The following is a 21,783-nucleotide window of genomic DNA, read 5'->3' on the forward strand; positions in this document are numbered from 1 at the left end:
AGTATTAATAAGGACAGCACTTGCGGAAGGAGTCCGAAGGCATGGTACACCGAAAAGCAAATCGATCTGATCTTGTTTGCCGGACGGCAGTGAGCTTAGCGCAGGCACCCACAGAAAAACTGGGCCCAGCGTTCGATCAGATTGTCGGTGAGATCACCAGGGACTTCCTTGCTGATCGCGGTTTTCTGCTGGTGCTGGACGATGCCAGCCAGACGGTGTCGGTCACCCATGAAGTCTTCGGAGAGGGCATCGCCTCCCTTGGCGACAGCGTCCGCAACCGCCCCTGGGACGAATTTGAGCCGCTGTGGCAGGCCCTCGAAGCCCGGAACATTGTCTCCACCGGCATGCCTGATGGTTTCGTCAGTAGCCCGGGAGACAGTCGAGGCGAGGATTCCGTAGCGTCGAATACGCTGGTACGAGTGGCTATCGTTCTGGAAGGCAAACTGGCCGCGGTTCTGGGCCTGGATTACCTGGATGCCGGCCAGCCGGTACTCAGGAAGGAAGACCACGCCATACTCGAATCGCTGGTGGCAGTGCTCGGCGCCTCCCTGCACAGGCAGATCCTGGCGCACAGGAATGAGCGCTTCGAGCACAGTCTGTACCGATACTCCGGCCAGTTCCCCGGAGTGATCTTCCAGTTCCGCATGTACCCGGATGGCCGGGTGTGTTTTCCCTTCATCAGCCGCAAGGTGGAGGACATGTTTGGCCTGTCGGTGGAAACCCTGCGTCCGGATGCCCGGGCCTTGCTGGAATTGATCGCTGACGACGACAAGCCGGACTTCTTCACGCAGGTGCAGCATTCCTGCCGGGACATGAGCCCGTTCGAGACGGATTTCCGCGCCATCAAGAAGGACGGCAGCGTGGCCTGGATCGAGGCCCGCTCCGTTCCGGCGATGCTGGCGGATCAGAGCATCGTCTGGCACGGCTATTTCTACGACGTAACCGACCGCAAGCGCTCGGAAACCGAGATCGAGCAGTTGGCCTTCTATGACCCCTTGACCAACTTGCCCAACCGCCGGCTGCTGCGGGACCGGCTGGCCCAGGCGCTCTCGGGCAGTAACCGGGACAGCGAGCACGGCGCGCTGGTGTTCATTGATCTGGACAATTTCAAGGACATCAACGACACCGCCGGACACCAGGTGGGCGACGGACTGCTGGTGCAGGTGGCCCGGCGCCTGGAAGGCGTGGTACGGGAGTGGGATACCGTTGCCCGCCTGGGCGGTGACGAGTTCGTGCTCATCCTGAAGGGCTTTTCCGAAGACCCGGCCGACGCAGCCACCAAAGTGGAGAAGGTCTGCGAGAAGGTCCGGGACGTTCTGAGCCAACCCTACCGGCTTGATGGATGCGACTACACCGGCTCTGCCAGCATGGGGGTGACGCTGTTTTTCAACCACGACACCTCCCTGGAAGAGTTGCTGAGCCAGGCGGATATGGCCATGTTCCGGGCCAAGGCGGATGGTCGGGACCGTATCCGGTTCTATGACAGCATGATGCAGAAAAAGGTGGCGGAACGACTGGCGATGGAGTCGGATCTCCGTGCCGCCATCCGCAAAGACCAGTTGGACGTTTACTACCAGTTACTGGTCGATCGCGATGGCGTACCCGAAGGTGCTGAAGCGCTGCTTCGCTGGAAGCGACCCGGCAAGGGCATGGTGTCCCCCGCCGAATTCATTCCTTTAGCCGAGGAAACCGGGCTGATCGAACCACTCGGCTATTGGGTGATGGAGCGGGTGATGGCCCAGGTTGCCCGCTGGCAGGCCCTCGGCGAGCCCTTCGCCCGTATGCAGGTGTCCATCAATGTCAGCGCCCGGCAGTTTCATCTTCCTTCCTTCTGCACAACGGTGATGGGGCTGCTCCGTAAAACCGGTGCATCACCGCGCAGGTTGAAGATAGAGATCACCGAGAGCGCCCTGGCCTACGACCTCGAGCTGGTGGAGCAGACGCTGAGAACGCTCCGGAGCATGGGGCTGCGGATATCCCTGGACGATTTTGGTACCGGCTATTCCTCGCTGGGCTATCTCAAACGCCTGTCGCTGGACGAGCTGAAAATAGACCAGGGGTTTGTCCGCGATATCCTGGATGATCCCAACGACGCCGCCATTGCTGAAACCATCCTTGCCCTGGCATCCGCGCTGAAGCTGTCGGCGGTCGCCGAGGGGGTCGAGACGCGGGGGCAGCTTGACCGACTGGTGGCCATGGGCTGTCGGCACTTCCAGGGGTATTTTTTCGGCAGGCCAGTGCCGGCCCAGGAGTTCGAGCAGCAGGTAACAAAAGCGGCGTCTGCGCGACAGAAAAAGTCTTGTTAGTTCGCATCCTACCTGTATACACTCGCCAACAGACAGCGTCGGTTTCAACCAACAATGAGGCAGCTTCTGAATGGCGATCTGGACCCGAACCCCGAACCTGGAGCAACTGGTGAAAGCCAGCGAGAACACCGCCGTCAGCCACCTGGGCATCGAGTATCTCGAGATCGGCGACGACTTCGTGAAGGGCCGCATGCCGGTGGATGAGCGAACGGTGCAACCCTTTGGCATCCTGCACGGTGGCGCCTCGGTGTTGCTCGCCGAAACCCTGGGCAGTATGGCCGCTAACTGCTGCCTGAAAGATCCGGAGACGGTCGCCGTCGGTCTGGATATCAACGCCAACCACATCCGGCCGGTGACGAAAGGCTGGGTGTACGGCACCGCCAGGCCCATCCACATTGGCAGCGCCACCCAGGTCTGGGAAATCCTGCTGGAAAACGAAGCCGGCAAGACCACCTGCATTTCCCGCCTCACCATGGCAGTTACCAAGCGGCCCTGAGGCGGGAGCCTTAACGGCCCTGAAGCATGAAGGTCTCGTACTCCAGTCGGTCGAACTTTCGGGATAGCAGCGCCAGGCCTGCGAGCGCGGACACCAGAGTTGCGCCGGCGTAGCCGTAGCCGTAGAAGGCCGCCCCCAGTTCTATGGTGGTGAAGGTGAACAGGATGTTGGTGGCAAAAAACAGCACGCAGAGGCTGACGTTGATGCCCCGGGCATCCAGGTAGAACAGCACGTTCTGTATGGCCAGCAGGATGAGCTGGATGCTCACCGCCACCAGGTCGATGTAGAACAGCGGCAGATAGAGCGTGGAAATGCCGATGGCGGCGAGGAGCTGTTCGCCCCAGAGGAACAGGATGATCACCGTCAGCCCCTGAACCTTGCAGATCTCGTAAATCCCGTTGCGTGCCACCAGTACCATGTCATTGCGAAAACCGCTGATCCGCGCCAGGGTGTCGCCGTCCCGAACGGCGTTGTAGAAGCGGTCGTAGGCTTCCGAAAAGTCCGTTTCCATGCGCACCAGAAACACCGCCATGCCCGGAATAATGGCCAGGTAGGCGAGAAAGATGGGCAGGTCGTAGATGACCGAGGCGCGCAGGGCGCCGATGATCGGCTGGGAGGTGTCCGGATGAAACCAGAAAATGAACTTGTCCGCCCAGACGGCGGCATTGAACAGCAGGCCGGTGAAGATCAGCGTGGGAAAGATCTGCCGGCGGCGGGTGAAATCAAAGCGGATCAGTTCGTCGCCGGGGTACTGGCGGATAATGGTGTAGAAAAAGCTGAAGAACAGCAGGCTGTGGCCCAGCAGCAGCCCCGCCAGCAGACCTTCCAGGCCAAACCGGGCAAACAGTAGCGACGCGGTGATGGCGGTGGCGTAGCCCAGCGCGAAAATCACCACGATCCGGCGGTAAGACTTCATGCTCGAGAGGAAGATGGTCACCGGCCACAGGTTACAGAGCACCACGAAGTTGGCGAGCATCAGCAGTTTGTACAGGCTGCTGGTGCCGGGGAAAAGCAACAGTACCGCCGGTAGGCCCACGGCCAGCGCAAGCAATGTCGACACCCAGATGACGCCCATCAGGTTGGGCAGGATCTGCCCCCGGTTCTGTTCATAGAGCCGGTCTGCCACCCAGCGGGTGAAGACATGCTGGAACAGGCCCGACAGCGTCAGCGACACCGCCATCAGATAGGTCACCGAGACCAGGAACTGCACTACATCGGATCCGGCCACCGCCAGATTGAAGCTGACGATACCGATGAGCATGACGCCCAGCACCGACAGCACCCAGGGTCCCGAGCTGATCACGCCAGCCAGGCCATAGGCGCCGAGCAGTCCGGTAAAGCTGTCGCGCTTGAGGATCCGGCGCAGCTCAAAGCCAATGCCCGCCATCAGCGACGATCCTCCATTGCCCGAAGTGCCTCGTCATAAACCTCCCGGTAGGCGCCAAACATACTCTCCAGGGTGTAGTAACGCTGCACCCGTTCCAGGCCGGCCTTCTGGGCCTGGTACCAGAGCCGTTCATCCAGCAGCAGGCGGATGGCTTCCCGGGCGGTGGCCTCGGGGTCGGCAATCGGCACCACCGAGCCGCTGCGGCCCAGGGCCTGATCTTCCGGTGACATGCCTTCCAACAGTTCGCGGCATGCGCCTACGTCGGTGGCCAGGCAGGGCAGGCCGGCGGCATGGGCTTCCAGGATCACCAGCGGCAGTGCCTCGGAAATCGACGTCAGTACCATCAGGCCCAGCTTTGGCAGGATGTCGTTGACGTTCTGGAACCCCAGAAACCGCACCTGCCCTTCAAGGCCCAGGCTTTCGACCAGCTCCCGGCATTCGGACACGTACACCGGGTCCTCGTCCTCAGGTCCGACAATCCAGCCCTCGGCATCCGGCACCACCTCGCACACGGAGCGCATGGCCCGGATGAAGGTCTTGATGTCCTTGATCGGCACCACCCGGCCCACTAGTCCGAGAACCTTCGGGATGGCCTCGGGGCGCGCGGCCCGGGCGGCCGCGAAACGCGTGGGGTCAATACCGTTGGGGATGATCCGGGTGCGCTCCCGTTGCGCGCCGTCGGCCAGCTGGCGGTCGCGATTGCCCCGGTAGAGAGACACAATCGGGTCTGCCTGCTGATAGGTGAGTCGGCCCAGGGCCTCGAAAAACCGGATCCAGAGTCGGCGTATGTAGCCGAGCTGGTCGTTGATGTTGGCACTGACCTGGTCGCTGGGGTCGCGAATCCACTCGGCCTGCGACAGGTCAATCTTGCGCTCCTTGGTGTAGATGCCATGTTCGCTCAGTGCGAAAGGAATGCTCCGCTGCTCGCTGACCATGGCTCCCAGAAGCCCGGCGTAGCCGGTGGATATGCTGTGCACCATGCCGGTGTCGGGCAGTTTGCGGGCAATGTCAGCCAGCTGGAACAGCGGCGAATGCATGATCCGGATGGTCCAGAAGTAATCGACGAACGAGGGTTCGGTGCAGAATTTCTGGTAACTGTCACCAATCATTGCCCAGCTTTCTTCGCTGTACAGGAAGTCCTCGTGGCTGATGCCCTTGCGGGTGCCGAGGCTTCGGAACACCTCGTGCAGGACATCCGGCGGCACCGGCGTGCCCGCCCGGAACTGCTCATGGAGCGCGCGCTGGTGGCGAAACGCCTCGGCATTGCCACGGCGGGCGGTGGGCTTGTGTGGCGCCCGGGTATCCATGAGGTAGTGGCATTCCAGGTGCTTTACGTTCTCGGGCAAGCGGTACTGCTGCTCGCCGTAGTGGGCCGGGTCGCCGCCGAGAAAAACCAGTGAGAAACTGTAGTCGGGCAATCCGGTAATGATCTGGTGAACCCAGGACGACACACCACCCCGAATGAACGGGTAGGTACCTTCCAGCAGCAGGGTAATGTTCGTCTTCATAGCCAGCCCTCGATCAGCGTCCGGAGCCTCGGGTGTGGACGATGGCGTGCCAGGCTGGCGAGAAAGTAACGAACCCTCTGGAAGTCTCGCTCCAGAAAGGCCACTTCTGCCAGGTACGGGAGAATCAGTTCCTGGGGTGCGCCTTTCTCCACCGCGAAGTCGAAGGCGCGTTTGGCGGCAATGATGTTGCCCATATCCAGCTCAATACGTCCAAGAAGCCGCCAGTCGTTGTGCATGGAGAATCGGTCGGTCAACTCCTGCAGCAGGCGGCGGGCGCTGGTCAGGTAATAGCTTCGCAGGCTTCCCTGGGCGAGCCCGAGGTAGGCCATTTCCCACCACACCTGGGCGAGCCGGCGTTTCAGTCTGGGTTCCTCGTCCATCTCGGGCGATTCCAGTTCCAGTTGCAGCCGGCGTGCCTGGCTGGCCAGGGCCTTTTCTTTCTGTTCCAGCATCGAGTAGGCCAGCAGCCGGACGTCATCCGCCGGGTCTTTCAGGGCTTCGCGCAGCAGTTCCACGGCGTCCCGCTCCGCCATTTGCCGCGTTGCCAGCAGGGCCTTGAGGCGTTTGTCGATACTGCCCGCCTCCCGGAGGATCTGGCGCAGCCCGCCTTCACTGTATATGACCTGCTGATCCATGTTGACCGGCTGAAACGGTAGCTCGGGTATCGCCAGTTTCTGCCAGGGCACGTCCCGTTCAACGCGGGGCAGATACAGGGCCATCAGAACACCGGTGAACACGCCAAGGCTGCCGATAAACGGAATGGCAAACTGCAGGGTGAACAGGAACAGGGCCGGCCTGAGAACCCGGCCCCGATACCGTGGCGGCAGGAGCGGCAGAAGAACCAGGGTCAGCAGGCCGCAGGCCAGGGCGTGGGCGAACAGGTAACCGGCCAGTGCCGGAGTCGCCGGTAACGCCGAGGCCAGTGCGGCTATGCCGCCGGCTTCGAGGGCCAGCGCCAGCAGGGTGAGCCAGGTGCTGGTCACGGTGCGTCCACCCCCCTGGCGGCCGTCAGCCAGGCGTTGCCATCGGGGTTGCCGCTGACCATGCCGGTGCGCACCTCGGCCTGCTCGGCGAGAGTCTGGCCGGTGTGCTCCCGGAGATCCTCGTCCAGTCGCTGCAGATAGGCCGCCTGTCCAAGTTCGTCGGTCAGCGGCAGCAGCAGGGCGAGGCCTTTACCGAGCTCTGCGGGCAGCTCGGCGATTACATCCAGCCCCCTGCGAAGCCGTTGTACCCGTTCAGCGACCCGCTCAAACGGGCCATCCTGAGCAAAGCCCAGGCGAATCAGCGACGCGGGGAGGCCGTGTTGGGCGACATCGTGGCTGGACCGGCTCAACTGGAACAGGAAATGACGCCATTCGGCGGTGGCGGCATCCGGTTGCTGTTGCTGCTCCTGAATCATGTCGGCCATGTGTCCTGTCAGGATGGCCAGCAGCCGGAGTGTGCGAGGCTGGAAATTGAAGAACGGCATCGCCTTGATCGCGACCATGCCGATCAGGGTCTGGCGGGAATCTATCAGCGGCAGCGCCAGAAGAAGATCGGTGTCCAGATCCGACAGCTTGTCACGGTATTCGGTCTGTATCGATACCAGCTTCTTCTCTTCCACCGCGTGCATGAGCAGCGGGTCGTCTGGCCGAACGTCGTGAAAGGCGCCGATGTGGGCAATCGGGGTGTCTGCCAGTCCTGGGCCAACCACCGGATAGATTGCCGCGCTCTGCAACTGGCCGTAGCGGATCAGCATGTTCAGGAGCAGCTCACCGGTTTCCTGGGTGAGCCCGGCGCCCCGGGCGTAGGCCGTTTCCTGGTACAGCCTCCGCAACGCTTCCCGAAGACTGCCGGTGCTGCCGGCAATCTGCTGCTCGAGGCGGTCATGGGAGACCTTGAGCAGGTAGAAGTTGCGGGTGAATTCCTCGAGGCGCACCTCCCGGTAACGGTTGCTGGCCTCGAGCTTCTCGAGCCGCCGTCCCCAGAAATCCCGGAATTCACCCGCCAGCAGGCTGAAGGCCAGCACGCCGATGCACCAGACGTAGGGGAAGTCGGCAACGGGGACCAGCCCCATCCGGTAACTCATGCCCAGGGCACCGAGCACCAGAAGGGCCGACACCAGGGCAGTGAAAAAGCCGTAGCGCAGGCCGGCCAGCACCGGTGCCAGGGCAGGCCAGGGGAAATTGCCGGTCAGGTAAAAAGGATCTTCCGGCCGGTTCCAGGCCCCCAGGCCCAGAAACAGTGAGGTGACTGCCAGCGTTTCAAGCCAGCGCAGCCATGCCGGCGCCGGCTGGCTCTGGCTATCCTCTGGCTCATACTGGTTCGCCGGCACTTCGCTCATGGGTTTACTGCCCGGCGCCAGCGGTAAACGGTGCTGCTTCGATCAGCGACTGGAGTACTTTGTGACCGGCCACACCCAGGCCCTCGCGGCCCCAGCCGGTGCGGGCCGCGGTGCCCGACCAGACCACGGTACTGTCTGCTGGATCTCGGATTTCCAGGGTGATGCTCACCGCCGGTTCCCCGTCCAGGCCGTTCTTGTAACGCCACTCGTCCACCGTGCCGACCACGATCAGGTCGGCGCCACTTTCCAGTGCCTGTGCTGTGGCCTGCTGCTGGCGTGCACGGTTGTCATAGGCCAGCGGGTTCTCGTCCGCTGGCAGGTACAGTTCCACCTCTGATGCCCCGCGGGCCCGCAGCAGCGCGCTCAGGATGCTGGCCGCCTGGTCGCCGGCCTGGGGTGTCTGGGAGAGGTTGGTGAGGGGAATCACTGCAAACTGGCTGTCCAGTTCAATCGGCGCGGTGCCCTGCTGGCTGTGCATGACCGAGCAGCCCGAGAGCCACACCAGGGCCAGCAGCGATACCAGTGCCAGGCGGGTGCAACGACCGGTGAGTGGAAGATTCAGAGCGAGTCGAGGGGTCATCACGGGTCTCCTTCAGCGACCGAAGTACAGAGTGTAAGTGAGGTTGAGATCCGTCCGGCTGTTGCCGTCCAGACCGTCCGAGGTGTAACCGAGCGAGAGCGCCAGATCGTCGTCACCCACCACTCGCCAGCCGACTCCGATGTCGATGCCAAAATCGGGACTCGAGGTGGATAGTACATAACCGGCGCCCAGTCCGACAAAATATCGCGGCTCCGGCGTTGTCCGGTAGAGGGCGCCGGGCTCGCCATGCTGCCATCTTGTCGTCAGGCCGATGCGCTCGTAGTCCTCGGCCAGAAGAGTGCCGGGCGACGCTGGCCCGGAAAAGGCGTCGGCGGTTCGGGCATCCAGTTCGCTGGCAAGGTCGAGGGTCTGGCGCCGATAGCCCAGCGAAACCTGCCAGGCCGGATCCTGATGAAACAGCGTATAGGTGCCGGTGGCATCAAATCCCAGGCCCGCGCCCAGAGAGCCGCCGGTATTGCTTTGATACCCGAGCTGCTCAAGCCGGCCAGTCAGTTCCAGCCGGGGAAAGGGACGATACTGCAAGCCTGCATACAGGGCATCCCGGTTGCTCAGCCACCAGGCTTCGGCGCTGTCGTAGGCGCGTTCGGCCACGGCCACGCCGGCGCTCAGGGAGAACCGGTCCCCGGGCTGGCCGGTGATCTCGGCACTGCCAGCAGTACGGGTGCCGCCATAACCGGTGAGCTGGGCAAGGCTGAAGGTCAGCAGCGTATTGGCGTTGTTGTTCTGCACCTGAAGCCGGACATCCTGGCCGGTGTTCGGCGCGGCCCTCAGCAAACCCCGGTTCCTTGCTTTCAGGCTTTCGGCGCTGAACAGCCAACGCAGCCGGTCGTGGCTGAACTGCCCCCGAACACCGGTACCGTGGACCGAGAAGTTGCCAAGGTCCCGGGCCGAGATGCCGGCCTGTACGGCCCGGTTGTTGAAGCGATAGAGAGGCCCTAAGACCTCCCCCGTCGGCGAGGGGGGCGGGTACAGAATGTCGGTGGCAGAGCGTTTCCTGGGGTATTCACCCAGGGCAACCGCCTGCCGTCGCATCGCGCTGCCTTCGGCCATGGCTCCGTTCTGTTCGGCAAGGGGCGCCATCGCCAGCAGCCATTCGCCGTTGTTGCCGTGGGCATCCCTGCCCCGGCCCAGCCAGGCCAGGGCGCGTTTTTCATCACCCAGAGCCTGATAGCCCCAGGCCAGCAGGCCGTAAGCCTCGGGTGAGGGGTTGTTTGAGAGCCGGGCCAGCAGGTCTGGCAGTGCCCCGGGCTGGCGCTCCGGATGCCCGGCAAGGAACCAGCCCCAACTGATCAACGCCTCGGTGTTCTCCGGAGCCAGTGTCGCCGCCGTCTCGAACGCGGCTGCGGCGGCATCGTCTTCATTGCGCTCCTGGTGCAGCAGCGCCTTCAGGGTCCAGTAGCGGGGATTGCTGGCGGCGCCCTGGCGCTGTTGCCAGCGCTCAAGGGTGTCTGCCAGGCCGTCCCAGTCGCCAAGCGCGAACTGATATTCCGCTATGGCTGCCAGATAGCGCGGCTCGCCGGTGGATTCGAAGCGCCCGCGGGCCAGCCGCAGGGCTTCAGGGTAGTCGTTGAACATTACCGCAAGGTTCAGCAGCTGCTCCTGCTGAGCGGGCGCCAGCGACGCTACCGGCAGATTGGCGAGCCGGCGGTATTCGGCCTGCAGGAAGTCGGTTCGGCCAAGAAGCGTGGCCAGCTCAAGGCGCAGGGTCGCCGCCTCGGCTTGCAGTTCCGGGTCGTCCGTTTCCAGCGAGCGCAGCCGTTCGAATGCGCTTTCCGGGTCGCGGGTTCGCCAGTAGAGTCTGGCCAGTTCCACCTGCTCCCGGGGCGAAAGCGAGGGCGCCGATTCCATCAGGCTGATGGCCTCTGGCAGTTTGCGGCGGTTGATCAGCAGGGCCAGCAGGCGCTCTCGTAAGGGTTGGTCTCCCCTGTAACGGGCCATGCCCTCCCGCAGACGGGCCTCGGCCAGGTCCAGCTGACCCAGCCGCACCAGGCTATCGGCCAGCTGCCGGTATCCGTCGGCGCCCAGTTGCCTGCGTTCACGGGCGAGCTCGAGAATCGATACCAGCGGCTCCCACAGGAAGAGCTCCCGGGCCAGCGCGGTGGCTCGGGCAAACGCCTGGTCAGAACCGCTGGTGCGATAGACGTCGCGCCAGTAGGCCAGAGCCTCGGTGGGTTTGCCGTTCCACTCGAGAATCTGGGCCGCCAGAACCCGGTCTTCGGTGGTCAGCTGGTTGGGCTGACGCTCCATGACCCGAAGTGTTGCCAGTGCCCCCTTGATGTCGCCGGTGCCGAGCTGGGTACGCAGCCACCGGCGTTGAACCTCGAGGTCACCGGGCTCGGCGCGGGCTAGTGCGCCAAGCCACTGACGGCTGAGATTGTCGTCGCCGGCCAGGTTCGCCAGCCGGATACCTTCCCGCAACTGTTCGGAGGTCGTGGGGCCTGAGGGGAAACGCTGACGGAACAGGTCCAGGGCCCGGCCGGGTCGGCCGGCGGCGAGTTCCAGACGTATAAGATTGTCGGCAAACCGGTCCTGCTGCGCGGCAGGCACCTGGCCAAGTACCGATTCGAGGATGGCAACGGCCCGTGCCGGCTCGCCCATGCTTTCGTACAGCTGCGCCAGCTCCTGGGCCAGGGCCACGCGGTTCTTGCCCGTGGCCTGCTCGAACAGCCGTTCCCGGATAGCCAGTTGTTGCCCGGCCGCCAGTAGTGTCAACGGGCGTTCTGCCAGCGACAGCTTTCGTTCCAACGGGTAATCGGATTCGACCAGCCGTTGCAGGGCCCGCTCGAGTTCGTTGCGCACCTCTTCACGGAGCTCTTCTCCGGATGCCGCGTTGTATTGGTCAACGAGCAGTTCCAGGTAGGTCTCCATGGCTCTCGAGGGCACCCGAGCCTCATCAAGCAAGGGCGCAAGCGTCTTCCTGGCCTTGTCCAGCTGCCCGGCCTGGCGCTGCATGCGGCCAAGGTTGATGCGAAGGGGGGTGTTGTCCTGATCGGATTTCAGCAGGGTTTCCAGGTACGCAATGGAAACCGCGTCCGGATTTTCCAGGTAACGCAGGTCATCAAAGGCTGCCTGCCTGGGAAACAGAATGTACAGCACCAGGGCCAGCAACACCCCCATCACCAACAGGGCAGGCAGACTGAAAAAGGACGGTCGACGTTGCTGCATCGGTTACCGGCACTCCAGCTCAACCTGGCCGGCTGTCGCTGTTTTGGTGGTCAGGGTCACGGTTCCGGATGCGCTCTTCTGGGCCATACCCGGGCTACCGATTATCCGGCATTGCGCGGTGCCGGCCACGATCAGCTCCAGGGGGCGATGACCGGTAAACTGCCCGCTCAAACGCCAGGCGTTGCCTTCGCGGCGGCGTTGCCAATAGTCGATCGTGGCGTTTGCGCTCTGCAGATAGGGTCCGGCGGCTGGCGAGGGCGTCAGGTAGAGCCGGGCCTCAGGGCCTGACAGGTGCACAAAGCGCTGCCCGGACACGTCGTTATAGCCCGCCACACCGACGCTGCGCTTGAGGTCCGGATAGAGGTTGCCGGTCAGTCGCACCGTCCGGGGTACCTGCAGGCCGCGCCATGCGAAGCCGCCGTCGTCGCCAACGGTGAGCGCTGAATAGTACTGCGCCTGCACGCGGTGGGCATAATCGCTCAGGAACAGCGGCGTGACCGGTTGATCCAGGGCGTAGCGGTAGATCTCCTCAAGCGTGGAGATGGCCTCGGGCTTGGTTCCGGAATAGAAGTGGTAATAGATCCCCACGGGCTTGAGTCGGCCCCGGGCTTCCAGTATTTCAAACGTGTCGATCACGTTGCGGAAGCCATAGAAGGGGCCCGTCCACAGGTTGGTATAGACGTTCTCGTTCATCACGGGCGCGTAAATCTGGAGCTCGTCGCCGACAGGTCGTGCGTCGGGCCAGGTACCGGCCAGTCCCGATTCGTAGGGCATGGGATGGGTGTCGCCGCCGTTGACATTGACCAGCCCCAGTTCCCGGACCATGGCCAGGGCCTTTTCCCCAGGCCGGGCGTCACCGGTCCAGAGGAAAACGGAAACCGGCTTGTCCGGCGGTGCAAGCCTGCGGTCCACATAGGCAACGGACCCGACAATCTCGCGCTCAAGTGACGGCGTGTAGCCCGGGATGTCGAGGGCATAGCCATACAGTGTGTTTTCCGCTCTGGGCGCTTTGCCACCGTCGATGGCAGACCAGAAAAACGGATGGCTGTAGGTGTGGGAGGCAATCTCCACATTGCCCTGCCGGAACAGACGCCGTGCCAGTGCCTCGGCTTCTCCACTGATGGCCGGATAGAGCCCCTCAGGGGCGGTTTCTGCCTCAATCACCGATACCGTGTGCGGAACGTTGTAGCGGGCGATTATGCGATTCAGGATCACCTCGGCACTCAATGGGCTGCCCGGCAGTTCGGCCCGTGAGACCAGGCCGTCGCCATCAATGTGAGCGGTGAGGATTCGTCGACCGGCCTCCGTGGTGCTGTCGGCTGCCGGAAAGTGATCAAGGCTCAGCGCTTCCCTCAGGAACTCGAACGGGTTGAACAGCCAGAAGGCTTCGTCATCCGGGCCAGTCTCCAGCACGAAAGGCGCGAGCGCGGCACCGCCGCCGGCAAAGGTGTAAATGGGGTGGTATTGGTGGCCATTGCTGCTGGCGGTCAGCCAGGCGGTGCCGTTGGTCATCGTGGGCAGCGGGTTCAGGGGCGCCAGAGGCAGACGACCGCCCTCGTATTTGCCGACAGACGCGTGCCGTTCACCAAAGGCGAGCGGTGGCTCAGGGACAGCCATGGTCCGGGTTGCCAGCAGGGCCTGACACGCCTGCTGCACCGGCGGCAATCCGAAGGTGACCACTGGCAGGGTTTCCGATTGGCGGCCCTGGAGCCATTGGCAGAAGCCTGGCTGGCGGGTGCCGGTTTCCCACCAGATCACCACGCCGGCGTAGCGGTCATCCAGTGGTTCTGTGGGCGGCGGCGCCTGGGCCGAGCGGTATACCGGCACCAGACCCAGGCGTTCCAGCACAATGCCGAGCCGCCGGTGGGCAGCGCTCTGGGCCATATCGGCAGGCGCCAGGTCGTGAACCACCAGAACATGCCGTTTGACGACGCCGGGACTCGCCGGCCCAAGCCGGGTCAGGTCGCCATTGGAAATGTAGGGAATGAAACCCTCGGACCGTAGCTGCCGGGCATGGTCGTCAGCCGGGGCGCCGTCCGGCAGGTAATCGATGGCAATCAGCGGCAGGTCAGGGCGGCTGAGCTGGAACCGGTTGAGCTGTTCGCGAAGCCAGTCACGGTCGGCGTCGGAGAGCCGGGTGTAACGATTTTTGGCAGCGTCGTAGCCGCCCCGCCAGGACTCGAAGGCCACCGCGTCCACCAGCTGGTGGCTGGCTGGCGGCAAATGAAATCCGCGATTGATCGCGATGGTTGATTCTGGCCAGCGGGCACGAATGCGCTCCAGAAGCCTGACCTGCCCCTCGGCAAAGGCGGCTTCATCGGCTCTTCCCGGCTCGGTGAGCAGATGGCTGTCGAGGGTGTCCAGGAACAGGCCCTGAAACCCACGGGCCATGGCAGGTGCGATCAACTGCTCAAGAATGAACTGGCGGACCTCCGGCAGGCGCAGATCCAGCACTGAGCTTTTCCAGGCGGCATTGCGGCCCAGGATCCAATGCTCCGGAACCGTTTTGAACAGGCGGTGGGAGCGGGCGATCTCGCCCACGCTGATGTAGCTCAGCGGTCGGGTGCCGCCCTGCCTGAGGAGCTGGATGCGGGCATCGGACGCCTGGCCCTGCTGCAAAACCACCCAGTCGTAGGCGTACAGGGCCCCGATGGGCGCTTCGTGGCCGTAGTAAAAGGCAACATTGTCAGGTGCGGACGCTTGGGCCGGAACTACGTGAAAACTGAGAAGCAGGGCGACGATCAGCAGGTGGATTCGAATCATTTACCGGGACGATGCTGTAAATGGAACAAGCCGGCCAGGTCGGACGACGACGGCTCCGCAAGTATAGACGTTTACGGAAGTTTCGCCCGGAAAGTTTCGTCAGGGCGCGGATTCGGAATCCGGATCGTCGCTATCCGGTTCGGCGGGTGACGATACGATCAAGCCCTGCTCGACGAATTCTTGCAGCACGATGCCGTAGGTGCCATCCGGCACTTCCCGTGCAATTTGATAGGTGGTTCCGGCGTTATCGACCGGGCCGGACTGCAGATCCAGAACCTGAAAGGATGATTTTGGGGACTTGTCCGGCTCCCGGATCATCAGCACTCTGGGCTTGAGTTTGTGCTTCGGGTGGCTCTGGACCACGATGCCGACCTCGCCATTCAACATTTCAACAATTGAGCCGGGTGGGTAGATGCCAATCATCTGAATGAAGGCGTTGGCCAGCTCTTCATCGAACTGGGCGCCCCGATGTTTGTGGATAATGTCCAGCGCCTGCATGGAGGCCCGGCCCATGTCGTAGACCCGGTTGCTGGTGATGGCGTCGTAGGTATCCACCAGACCGATGATCTTGGCAAAGTAGGGGATCTGCTGGGCCTTCAGGCCCCGTGGGTAGCCGGACCCGTCCATTCTCTCGTGATGACTGAACGCAACGTCCACGGCGGCACTGAGCGAGCGCCCGGTGGCCATCAGGATATCCCGGCCGTGGGTAGTGTGATGCCGCATCACGTCGAACTCCTGCGGCGTCAGCGCTCCCGGTTTGTTCAGTACCTTGTCGGGTATCCGGGTTTTGCCCACATCGTGCAACAGACCGCAAAGGGCGAGGGTCCGGATCTCGCCCTCAAGCAGGCCCAGATGTTTGCCAAAGGCTGCCGCCAGAATTGAAACATTGATGCAGTGCTCGGCCGTGTACTCGTCCTGGTGTTTGATCTTGGTCAGCAGCAGGAGTGCATTCTCGTTTCTCAGTACGCTCTCCACGCACTGGTTGACCACGGTGCGTGCGTTGTTCAGATCCAGCGCCCGACCGACTCGCAGCCCGGACATGATGGCTTTGGCGGTTTGCTGAGCGTCCTCAAACCGGAGTACCGCGGTTTCCATTTCCTGGCCAACATCCACCTTGTTGATGTAGGTCACCCGTTTACGGGGCAACGAAGACTCCGGCTGGCTCTGGGTGGGATTGAGGGTGGCGCGAGCTTTCTTGCGGAACAGATCCATGAAGCCGGAGCGTCGGGGTGGTTTGATCCGCTCCTGTTCGGGTCGTCGCGAGCCGGTGACCCGCCCCTCGATGACCACAAAATCACACTGAGCTCGCAGCGCGTCGATCTCGGTCTGGTCCCGGATCACAAAGCCCTGAAGGAGAAAGTCGGTATCCTCCCACGGTCGGTCGAGACGGATAACGTGCATGCCAATGGCAAGCTCCGCCACGTCAATCTGGCTTTCTATGATTTCCTTATGGGGTTCGCTCATATCCTCACCCGTGCGCCCTGCCACACCATTCTGGTGCAAAATACACCGATCAGGATGGACTCAATTGCAAAATCTGGTCAAATGTTGTTCATTCGGATAGCGGGCGCTCGATCGCCCCTGCGTGCCAATGTTGTTCAGGGGGTTAACGACTGATGGATTATCGTTTTTTCCATCTCTGGTGGCTGGCGCTGGCCGCCGCCCTGATACCACTTTTGACCATACATACCACGTTTCTGGTCTCGGTGCTCGAGGGCCACGTTGAGCTGTGTGTACCCTACTGGGATAGCTGCACCAGTATCAGCCGGACCGGTCGGCACGGCACCTCCTATTTCATCTTCAAGGGCACCATGCTGCCAGCGGCACTGCTTGGCATCCTGTTCTGGTGGCTGAACGGGCGCTGGCTGAGACAGCTGGGCATCCATTCCGCCGGAGTTGTCTGGATTCCATGGCTGGGTCTGATTGCCTGTGTTTCACTGGCCGCATACACCCTGGCACTGGGGCACGCCGGTGACGGTTTCAATCTGATCCGCCGGGTGGGTGTGGTCCTGTATTTTTCCCTGACCTTCATCTGTGAGTTGCTGGTGAGCGCTGCGCTTCGCGGTCATCCGCGCTGGTCGAATCCGGGTTCGCGGTTATTGAACCTTTGCCAGTTGACCCTGGCTGTGGGCATCCTCTCGGTGATTCTAAATGGCGTGGTGCCGGAGTTTTACAGCCGCAAGGATGATGCTTTCGAATGGATTCTCGCTTTCCTGATCAACGCCCACGCCCTGTGGTTAGCCTTGCTGTGGCGCAAAAGCCGCTTCCGGGTTCGTCTCTGGGCCGGGTAAGGCGCCTGTCAGAGGGCGAGCAGGCCCCGGACCAGCGCTGCCAGCCCGGCGACTGCGGCCACGCCCAGGATGACCGGGCGTAACCCCTCGAACGGCATGCGGTTGACCAGCTTGCCGGATAACCAGAAACCGATCAGTACCCCCGGGAATGTGGCGACAAACAGCATAAGCTCTGTCCTCCCCAGGTAACCGGAGGTAAGGAGTGCAGACAGGCTGAGGAAACTGGCGGCCAGAAAGAAGGCGGACATGTTGGCCCGCACCAGTGGCCCTTTCTCGTTCTGGTAGATCAGCGCGATTGGCGGTCCTCCCACCGCGGTGATGGTGCCCATGTAGGTGGAGGCGGCGCCGGCGAGGATGCTGTTGCGGGCATTCAGGGTTGGTTTCCGTCCCCCGATGCTCAGGGCCACCGCCAGGAGAATCAGACCCCCGAAAATCACATCGAAGCCCCGGGTGGAAATGACCAATAACGTCAATGCCGCCAGGATGGCGCCGCCGACGCCCCCGCCAATGGCGAAGCGCACCTGCCGAATCTGCAGTGCGCTGCGATTGCGCACCAGCATGAACACTGTCAGCAGGGTGGCGTTCAGAACCAGTGGCGCCGGAATCAGGACCGGGCTGATCAGGAACAGCAGGGGCGCGGCCAGGGTGCCGATGCCATAGCCGGCAACCCCTTGAAGGCAGGAACCTGCCATCAGCGCCAGGTTGGCCAGCACAATCTGTATCAGCGTTATATCTGTCAACAGCATCACCAGTGGGTTGGAAGAGGGGGTTTGAGCGCCGCCGGTTTGATCTTGATACACTGCCCGCAACGAGCATAGCTGAAACCCGCCGAGGCGTGATGACCCAGAACTCAGACACCCGGCTCTGCCCCTGTGGCAGTGGCAAAGCCTACAAAGAATGCTGTCAGCCATTACATCATGGCAAGCCTGCACCCTCGCCCGAGGCACTGATGCGCTCCCGGTATTCGGCGTTTGTGCTGGGTCTACCGGATTATCTGCGGGACACCTGGCACGACAGTACCCGCCCTGCGGACCTCTCGCTCGACAGCAGCCCGCACTGGACCACCCTGAACATCCTGAGCTCCGGTGAAAACGATGACACCGGAACGGTGCATTTTCGGGCTGTCTATCGCCTTGGCCAGGGCTGGGGTTTCCTGGAAGAAGAATCCCTTTTTACCCGGGAGGACGGTCGCTGGTACTACCTGCGAGGCGAAACCCGCGAGGGTCAGTGGAAGCCCGGAAGGAACGATCCCTGCCCTTGTGGCAGCGGCCGGAAATACAAGGCCTGCTGCCTTTGATCTGCCAGTCTGATGTTTTAATGAATGCAAAGTCTATGAAACAACCGATTACCGGCTATCACAGGGATCACGAAAACCATTGGGTGGCGCAGTTGGCCTGTGGCCACAACCAGCATGTGCGGCATACGCCACCCTGGGTGAACCGGCCCTGGGTGACGACGGTGCAGGGGCGCGAATCCATGCTGGGTTATGAACTGGATTGCCGCAAATGCGACGAGGGCGCGCCGATGGACGATCGGCCGTCCCCCGGGCTCTAGGCTGCCTTCCGGCCGATGGCGCAGGCGTATTTGCGCTCGTATCGCCTGTCTGCCCAGTTCTCGTAGATTCGCGATGCAACTGCATGGATGCCGGGCCAGAGCAGCGGTCGGAACAGAAACCCGAAGGGCGTATGGGACCACGCGCGAACATTGGCTTGTAGACCGATGACCCACTCCCCCGTCCAGGTCATCAGGTGCAGCCGCCGGAGGAGCTTCTCATGACTGGGCAGCGTGCTGATTCCATCACGCTGTTCGTGAATGTCAGCAAAGATCAGGTGACCCCGCTGTAGCTTTCTTAGTGTCCGGATTTCCCTGGCGCACAGGGGGCACTGACCATCGTAGAACAGGGTGTCATACCGGGGTTCCATGGGGGTCTCCGTGGCGGTAAAAGCTTCGACTGAAATATTTGTTAACAATCTGGAACTGATCGGCCTGGCGTGTATGTGGATAATTCGCGGCATTAGAAAATCTCCAGGAGCCACGGCCGATGAATCTTCTCAACAACCTGAAAATACGCACACGCCTTCTATTAGCGGTGATTGTGCCAGTAGTCATTACGGCAGCTACCCTGGCATGGATTACCGGTAGCCAGATTCGGGCCAACGGCGAAGAAGAGCTGCATCGTCTTGAGAGCAGTCTTCTGGAAGCGCGCAAGGCCGGTCTTCAAAACCTGATTGATGCGGCTCGGGCGGTCGTCCTCGAGGCCAAGAACGATCCGTCACTGAGCGAGGCCGAAGCCAAGGAAGCCGCAGCCGAGCGCTTACGGTCGATCCGCTTTGATGACACCAACTACGTGTTTGCCTACACCCGCGATGTCTACAATCTAGCTTACGCTCCCGATCCGTCCAAGGAAGGTCCCACTAACAATCCGACGCTGAAGCGCCTGGTGGGCGACTTGTTTGCCGCGGCAGAAAACGACGGTTTCTATGGGTATACCTGGATGAATCCGGCCTCGGGCAACGAGGAGCCCAAACTTTCTTACTCCACTCTCATCCCGGACTGGGACTGGATGATTGGTGCCGGGGTTTACATCACCGACATCGACCGACAAGTGGCTGCCGCCAGGGAAAAGCTGGAAAGCAGCATGGCCAAGACGCTCGGCTTCATCCTGCTGGTGACCTGTGTCGTCGTGGCGATTGCACTGGTGATTGGTGTGCTCGTCGGGCGCAGCGTGACCGTGCCTCTGAAGAATGTGAGTGCCATGATGCGGGAGATCGCTGAAGGCGAGGGCGATCTGCGCCAGCGCCTGCCGGATGAGGGTACCGATGAACTCTCGGAAATGGGCAAGCGATTCAACGCCTTTGTCATCAAGATCCAGAACACCATCCGTGAGGTGGGAGCCACCACCGATCAGGTGGCTTCCGCGGCGGAGGAACTGAGCCGGGTGGCAAATGAAACCCGCGCGTCAGTACAGGAGCAGGGCTCGGAGACCGATCAGATTGCCTCGGCCATCAACGAAATGGCGGCCACCATCCAACAGATTTCCGGCAACGCCAACGAAGTGGAAAGTGCAGCCTCGGACGCAGATCGCATGGCCCGGGAAGGGGGCGAAACCATCGGCAGTGCCCAGGGTGCCGTTAACCAGCTGTCCGGGGAGATCAAAGATACCGCTCGAAGTATCGACGCGCTGGCAGAGAAATCGGACGACATACAGCAGGTGCTGGATGTGATTCACGCGGTCACCGAGCAGACCAACCTGCTGGCTCTGAATGCGGCCATTGAGGCGGCGCGTGCGGGCGAACATGGTCGCGGCTTCTCGGTGGTGGCCGACGAGGTTCGCCAACTGGCCAAGCGCAGTGCCGAATCCGCGGACCAGATCCGCGAAATGATCAACGGCTTTGTGTCTGAATCCCGTTCGGCGGTCGATCGTATGAATAACTCTCGCAAGAGCTCCGACGCCACGGTTGAGCGGATCAACCACGCCACGGACGCCCTGCGCACCATTGAAACCTCGGTGGGCCAGATCCACGATCAGGTCACCCAGATTGCTACCGCCGCCGAGCAGCAGAGCCAGGTGGCCGAGGAAATCAACCAGAACGTGATCCGGATTGTTGATGCCGCCCAGCGCAGTGACACGGGCGTCAACCAGACCAACGAAGCCAGTCATGAACTGGCAAGACTGGGCGAGAGCCTGCGGGAGCTGGTGGGGCAGTTCAAGGTCTGAGGGTCGCACCGTCCCTCAGGCATGTCGCGACGTCCTGGCGCCGATTGGCGCCTCCGCGTTGGCAGGCTATGATGGGACAGCAACGGGAAGAACTGTTGAAAAACCAACAATAATGGAAGCCAACACCATGACTATCCGAAAAACCCTGATGGCGGCTGTCGCGGCCGCCGCCACCGCCTTCAGCGCGTCCACGGTCGCCGAGGAAACCTTCACCCTGCGCCTTGCGCAGACCTGGGGCCCCAATTCCCCGATTCTGGGTGAAACTGTGGAGCACATGGCCGACATGGCCGAAGCCATGTCCGATGGTCGACTGCAGATCCGGATTGATCCGTCCAACAAGCACAAGGCGCCTTTTGGCATTTTCGATCTGGTGCGTAATGGCCAGTACGACATGGGGCACACCGCGTCCTATTACTACAAGGGCACCATTCCCAATGCCATGTACTTCACCACGGTGCCGTTTGGCATGATCGCGCCGGAGCAGTACGCCTGGTTCTACCATGGTGGCGGCATGGAGCTGATGCAGCAGGTGTACGAGCCATATGGCTTGTTGTCGTTCCCGGGCGGCAATACCGGTAACCAGATGGGCGGGTGGTTCCGCAAGGAGATCAACTCCCTGGAAGACCTGAAAGGTCTCAAGATGCGGACGCCGGGCTTTGCCGGTGAGGTCATGGCTGAGCTGGGTGTTGCCGTAACTAACATTCCACCGGGTGAGCTGTACAGCTCGCTCGAGCGGGGCACCATTGATGCCGTCGAGTGGGTTGGTCCGGCCCTGGATTTCCAGATGGGCTTTCATCAGATCGCCAAGTACTACTATTCCGGCTGGCAGGAGCCGGGTGCCGAGGTTCAGTTTCTGATCAACCAGAAAAGCTGGAACAATCTGCCCAAAGACCTTCAGGAAATCCTGAGAATTGCCATGCGCACTGCGGCCTACGACATGTATATCCAGAGCACCCACGCAAGCGGTGTTGCCTGGGACCGGATGAAAGAGGATTATCCGGACGTTACCCACAAGGTCTTCCCGCCAGAAGTGATCGACGCCTTGCGCAAAACCACCAACCGTCTGCTGGCCGAAGCGGCGGAGAAGGATCCGCTGGCCAAGGAAATCATTGACTCCCAGCGCGACTACCTCCAGCAGGTTCGTCAGTGGACCAATATTTCTGACAAGGCGTACCTCGAGAGCGTCGCCGAAGACTGATCCCTGATACGCGGCTTCCGGTCTGTC

Annotated in this window: 17 protein-coding genes; 7 read left to right on the forward strand and 10 right to left on the reverse strand. The window is 62.0% G+C overall.

Features of this window, described 5'->3' with window-relative positions; translation table 11 throughout:
- Window positions 1-89: 89 nt before the first annotated feature.
- Window positions 90-2,306 carry a putative bifunctional diguanylate cyclase/phosphodiesterase gene (locus tag AC0J1C_RS01510; RefSeq protein ID WP_473045313.1) on the forward strand — a complete coding sequence of 739 codons (2,217 nt, stop codon included), beginning with the start codon at window positions 90-92 and terminating at the stop codon, window positions 2,304-2,306.
- Window positions 2,307-2,376: 70 nt separating this feature from the next.
- Window positions 2,377-2,802 carry a hotdog fold thioesterase gene (locus tag AC0J1C_RS01515; protein WP_473045315.1) on the forward strand — a complete coding sequence of 142 codons (426 nt, stop codon included), beginning with the start codon at window positions 2,377-2,379 and terminating at the stop codon, window positions 2,800-2,802.
- 10 nt (window positions 2,803-2,812) lie between these two features.
- Here the strand turns inward: AC0J1C_RS01515 and pelG are convergent, their stop codons facing one another.
- The 8 genes from pelG to AC0J1C_RS01555 form a co-directional block, all read right to left on the reverse strand.
- On the reverse strand, window positions 2,813-4,189 hold the full coding sequence (pelG, locus tag AC0J1C_RS01520) for an exopolysaccharide Pel transporter PelG (protein ID WP_473045316.1): 1,377 nt from the start codon (window positions 4,187-4,189) through the stop codon (window positions 2,813-2,815).
- Entirely contained in the window at window positions 4,189-5,697 is a 1,509-nt protein-coding gene (pelF, locus tag AC0J1C_RS01525; RefSeq protein WP_473045318.1) for a GT4 family glycosyltransferase PelF, read from the reverse strand. The genes pelG and pelF overlap by 1 nt, the downstream gene beginning before the upstream one ends.
- Window positions 5,694-6,680, reverse strand: coding sequence for a HEAT repeat domain-containing protein (locus AC0J1C_RS01530; RefSeq protein WP_473045320.1), 987 nt, complete (start codon window positions 6,678-6,680; stop codon window positions 5,694-5,696). Before AC0J1C_RS01530 ends, pelF begins: the two co-directional genes overlap by 4 nt.
- Window positions 6,677-8,020, reverse strand: coding sequence for a PelD GGDEF domain-containing protein (locus AC0J1C_RS01535; RefSeq protein WP_473045321.1), 1,344 nt, complete (start codon window positions 8,018-8,020; stop codon window positions 6,677-6,679). Before AC0J1C_RS01535 ends, AC0J1C_RS01530 begins: the two co-directional genes overlap by 4 nt.
- Before the next feature lie 4 nt (window positions 8,021-8,024).
- Window positions 8,025-8,600 carry a hypothetical protein gene (locus tag AC0J1C_RS01540; RefSeq protein ID WP_473045322.1) on the reverse strand — a complete coding sequence of 192 codons (576 nt, stop codon included), beginning with the start codon at window positions 8,598-8,600 and terminating at the stop codon, window positions 8,025-8,027.
- Between the two features lie 12 nt (window positions 8,601-8,612).
- On the reverse strand, window positions 8,613-11,786 hold the full coding sequence (locus tag AC0J1C_RS01545; protein WP_473045323.1) for a tetratricopeptide repeat protein: 3,174 nt from the start codon (window positions 11,784-11,786) through the stop codon (window positions 8,613-8,615).
- 3 nt (window positions 11,787-11,789) lie between these two features.
- Window positions 11,790-14,549 (reverse strand): bifunctional glycoside hydrolase/polysaccharide deacetylase family protein, encoded by a 2,760-nt coding sequence (locus tag AC0J1C_RS01550; RefSeq protein WP_473045324.1) that lies wholly within the window; start codon window positions 14,547-14,549, stop codon window positions 11,790-11,792.
- A gap of 99 nt (window positions 14,550-14,648) precedes the next feature.
- Window positions 14,649-16,013 carry an HD-GYP domain-containing protein gene (locus AC0J1C_RS01555; protein WP_473045325.1) on the reverse strand — a complete coding sequence of 455 codons (1,365 nt, stop codon included), beginning with the start codon at window positions 16,011-16,013 and terminating at the stop codon, window positions 14,649-14,651.
- 152 nt (window positions 16,014-16,165) lie between these two features.
- On the opposite strand from AC0J1C_RS01555, the gene AC0J1C_RS01560 reads away from it, so the two are divergent.
- Window positions 16,166-16,840 carry a hypothetical protein gene (locus AC0J1C_RS01560; protein WP_473045326.1) on the forward strand — a complete coding sequence of 225 codons (675 nt, stop codon included), beginning with the start codon at window positions 16,166-16,168 and terminating at the stop codon, window positions 16,838-16,840.
- Between the two features lie 8 nt (window positions 16,841-16,848).
- Here AC0J1C_RS01560 and AC0J1C_RS01565 read toward each other — a convergent pair whose 3' ends face one another.
- Window positions 16,849-17,580 (reverse strand): sulfite exporter TauE/SafE family protein, encoded by a 732-nt coding sequence (locus tag AC0J1C_RS01565; RefSeq protein WP_473045327.1) that lies wholly within the window; start codon window positions 17,578-17,580, stop codon window positions 16,849-16,851.
- Window positions 17,581-17,678: 98 nt separating this feature from the next.
- On the opposite strand from AC0J1C_RS01565, the gene AC0J1C_RS01570 reads away from it, so the two are divergent.
- Window positions 17,679-18,137: a YchJ family protein gene (locus tag AC0J1C_RS01570; protein WP_473045328.1), complete on the forward strand. Its 459-nt coding sequence runs from the start codon at window positions 17,679-17,681 to the stop codon at window positions 18,135-18,137.
- Window positions 18,138-18,172: 35 nt separating this feature from the next.
- Window positions 18,173-18,394: a DUF3565 domain-containing protein gene (locus AC0J1C_RS01575; protein WP_473045329.1), complete on the forward strand. Its 222-nt coding sequence runs from the start codon at window positions 18,173-18,175 to the stop codon at window positions 18,392-18,394.
- Here the strand turns inward: AC0J1C_RS01575 and AC0J1C_RS01580 are convergent.
- Complete coding sequence (locus tag AC0J1C_RS01580) at window positions 18,391-18,762, reverse strand: thiol-disulfide oxidoreductase DCC family protein (RefSeq protein ID WP_473045330.1); 372 nt, start codon at window positions 18,760-18,762, stop codon at window positions 18,391-18,393. The genes AC0J1C_RS01575 and AC0J1C_RS01580 overlap by 4 nt on opposite strands.
- Window positions 18,763-18,881: 119 nt before the next feature.
- Here AC0J1C_RS01580 and AC0J1C_RS01585 point away from each other — a divergent pair, with 119 nt between their 5' ends.
- Window positions 18,882-20,558, forward strand: coding sequence for a methyl-accepting chemotaxis protein (locus AC0J1C_RS01585; RefSeq protein WP_473045331.1), 1,677 nt, complete (start codon window positions 18,882-18,884; stop codon window positions 20,556-20,558).
- 127 nt (window positions 20,559-20,685) lie between these two features.
- A complete protein-coding gene (locus AC0J1C_RS01590) occupies window positions 20,686-21,756 on the forward strand; it encodes a TRAP transporter substrate-binding protein (protein WP_473045332.1) in 1,071 nt (356 codons plus the stop codon).
- Window positions 21,757-21,783 lie beyond the last annotated feature (27 nt).

It is taken from the genome of Marinobacter sp. E2, from assembly GCF_055755345.1.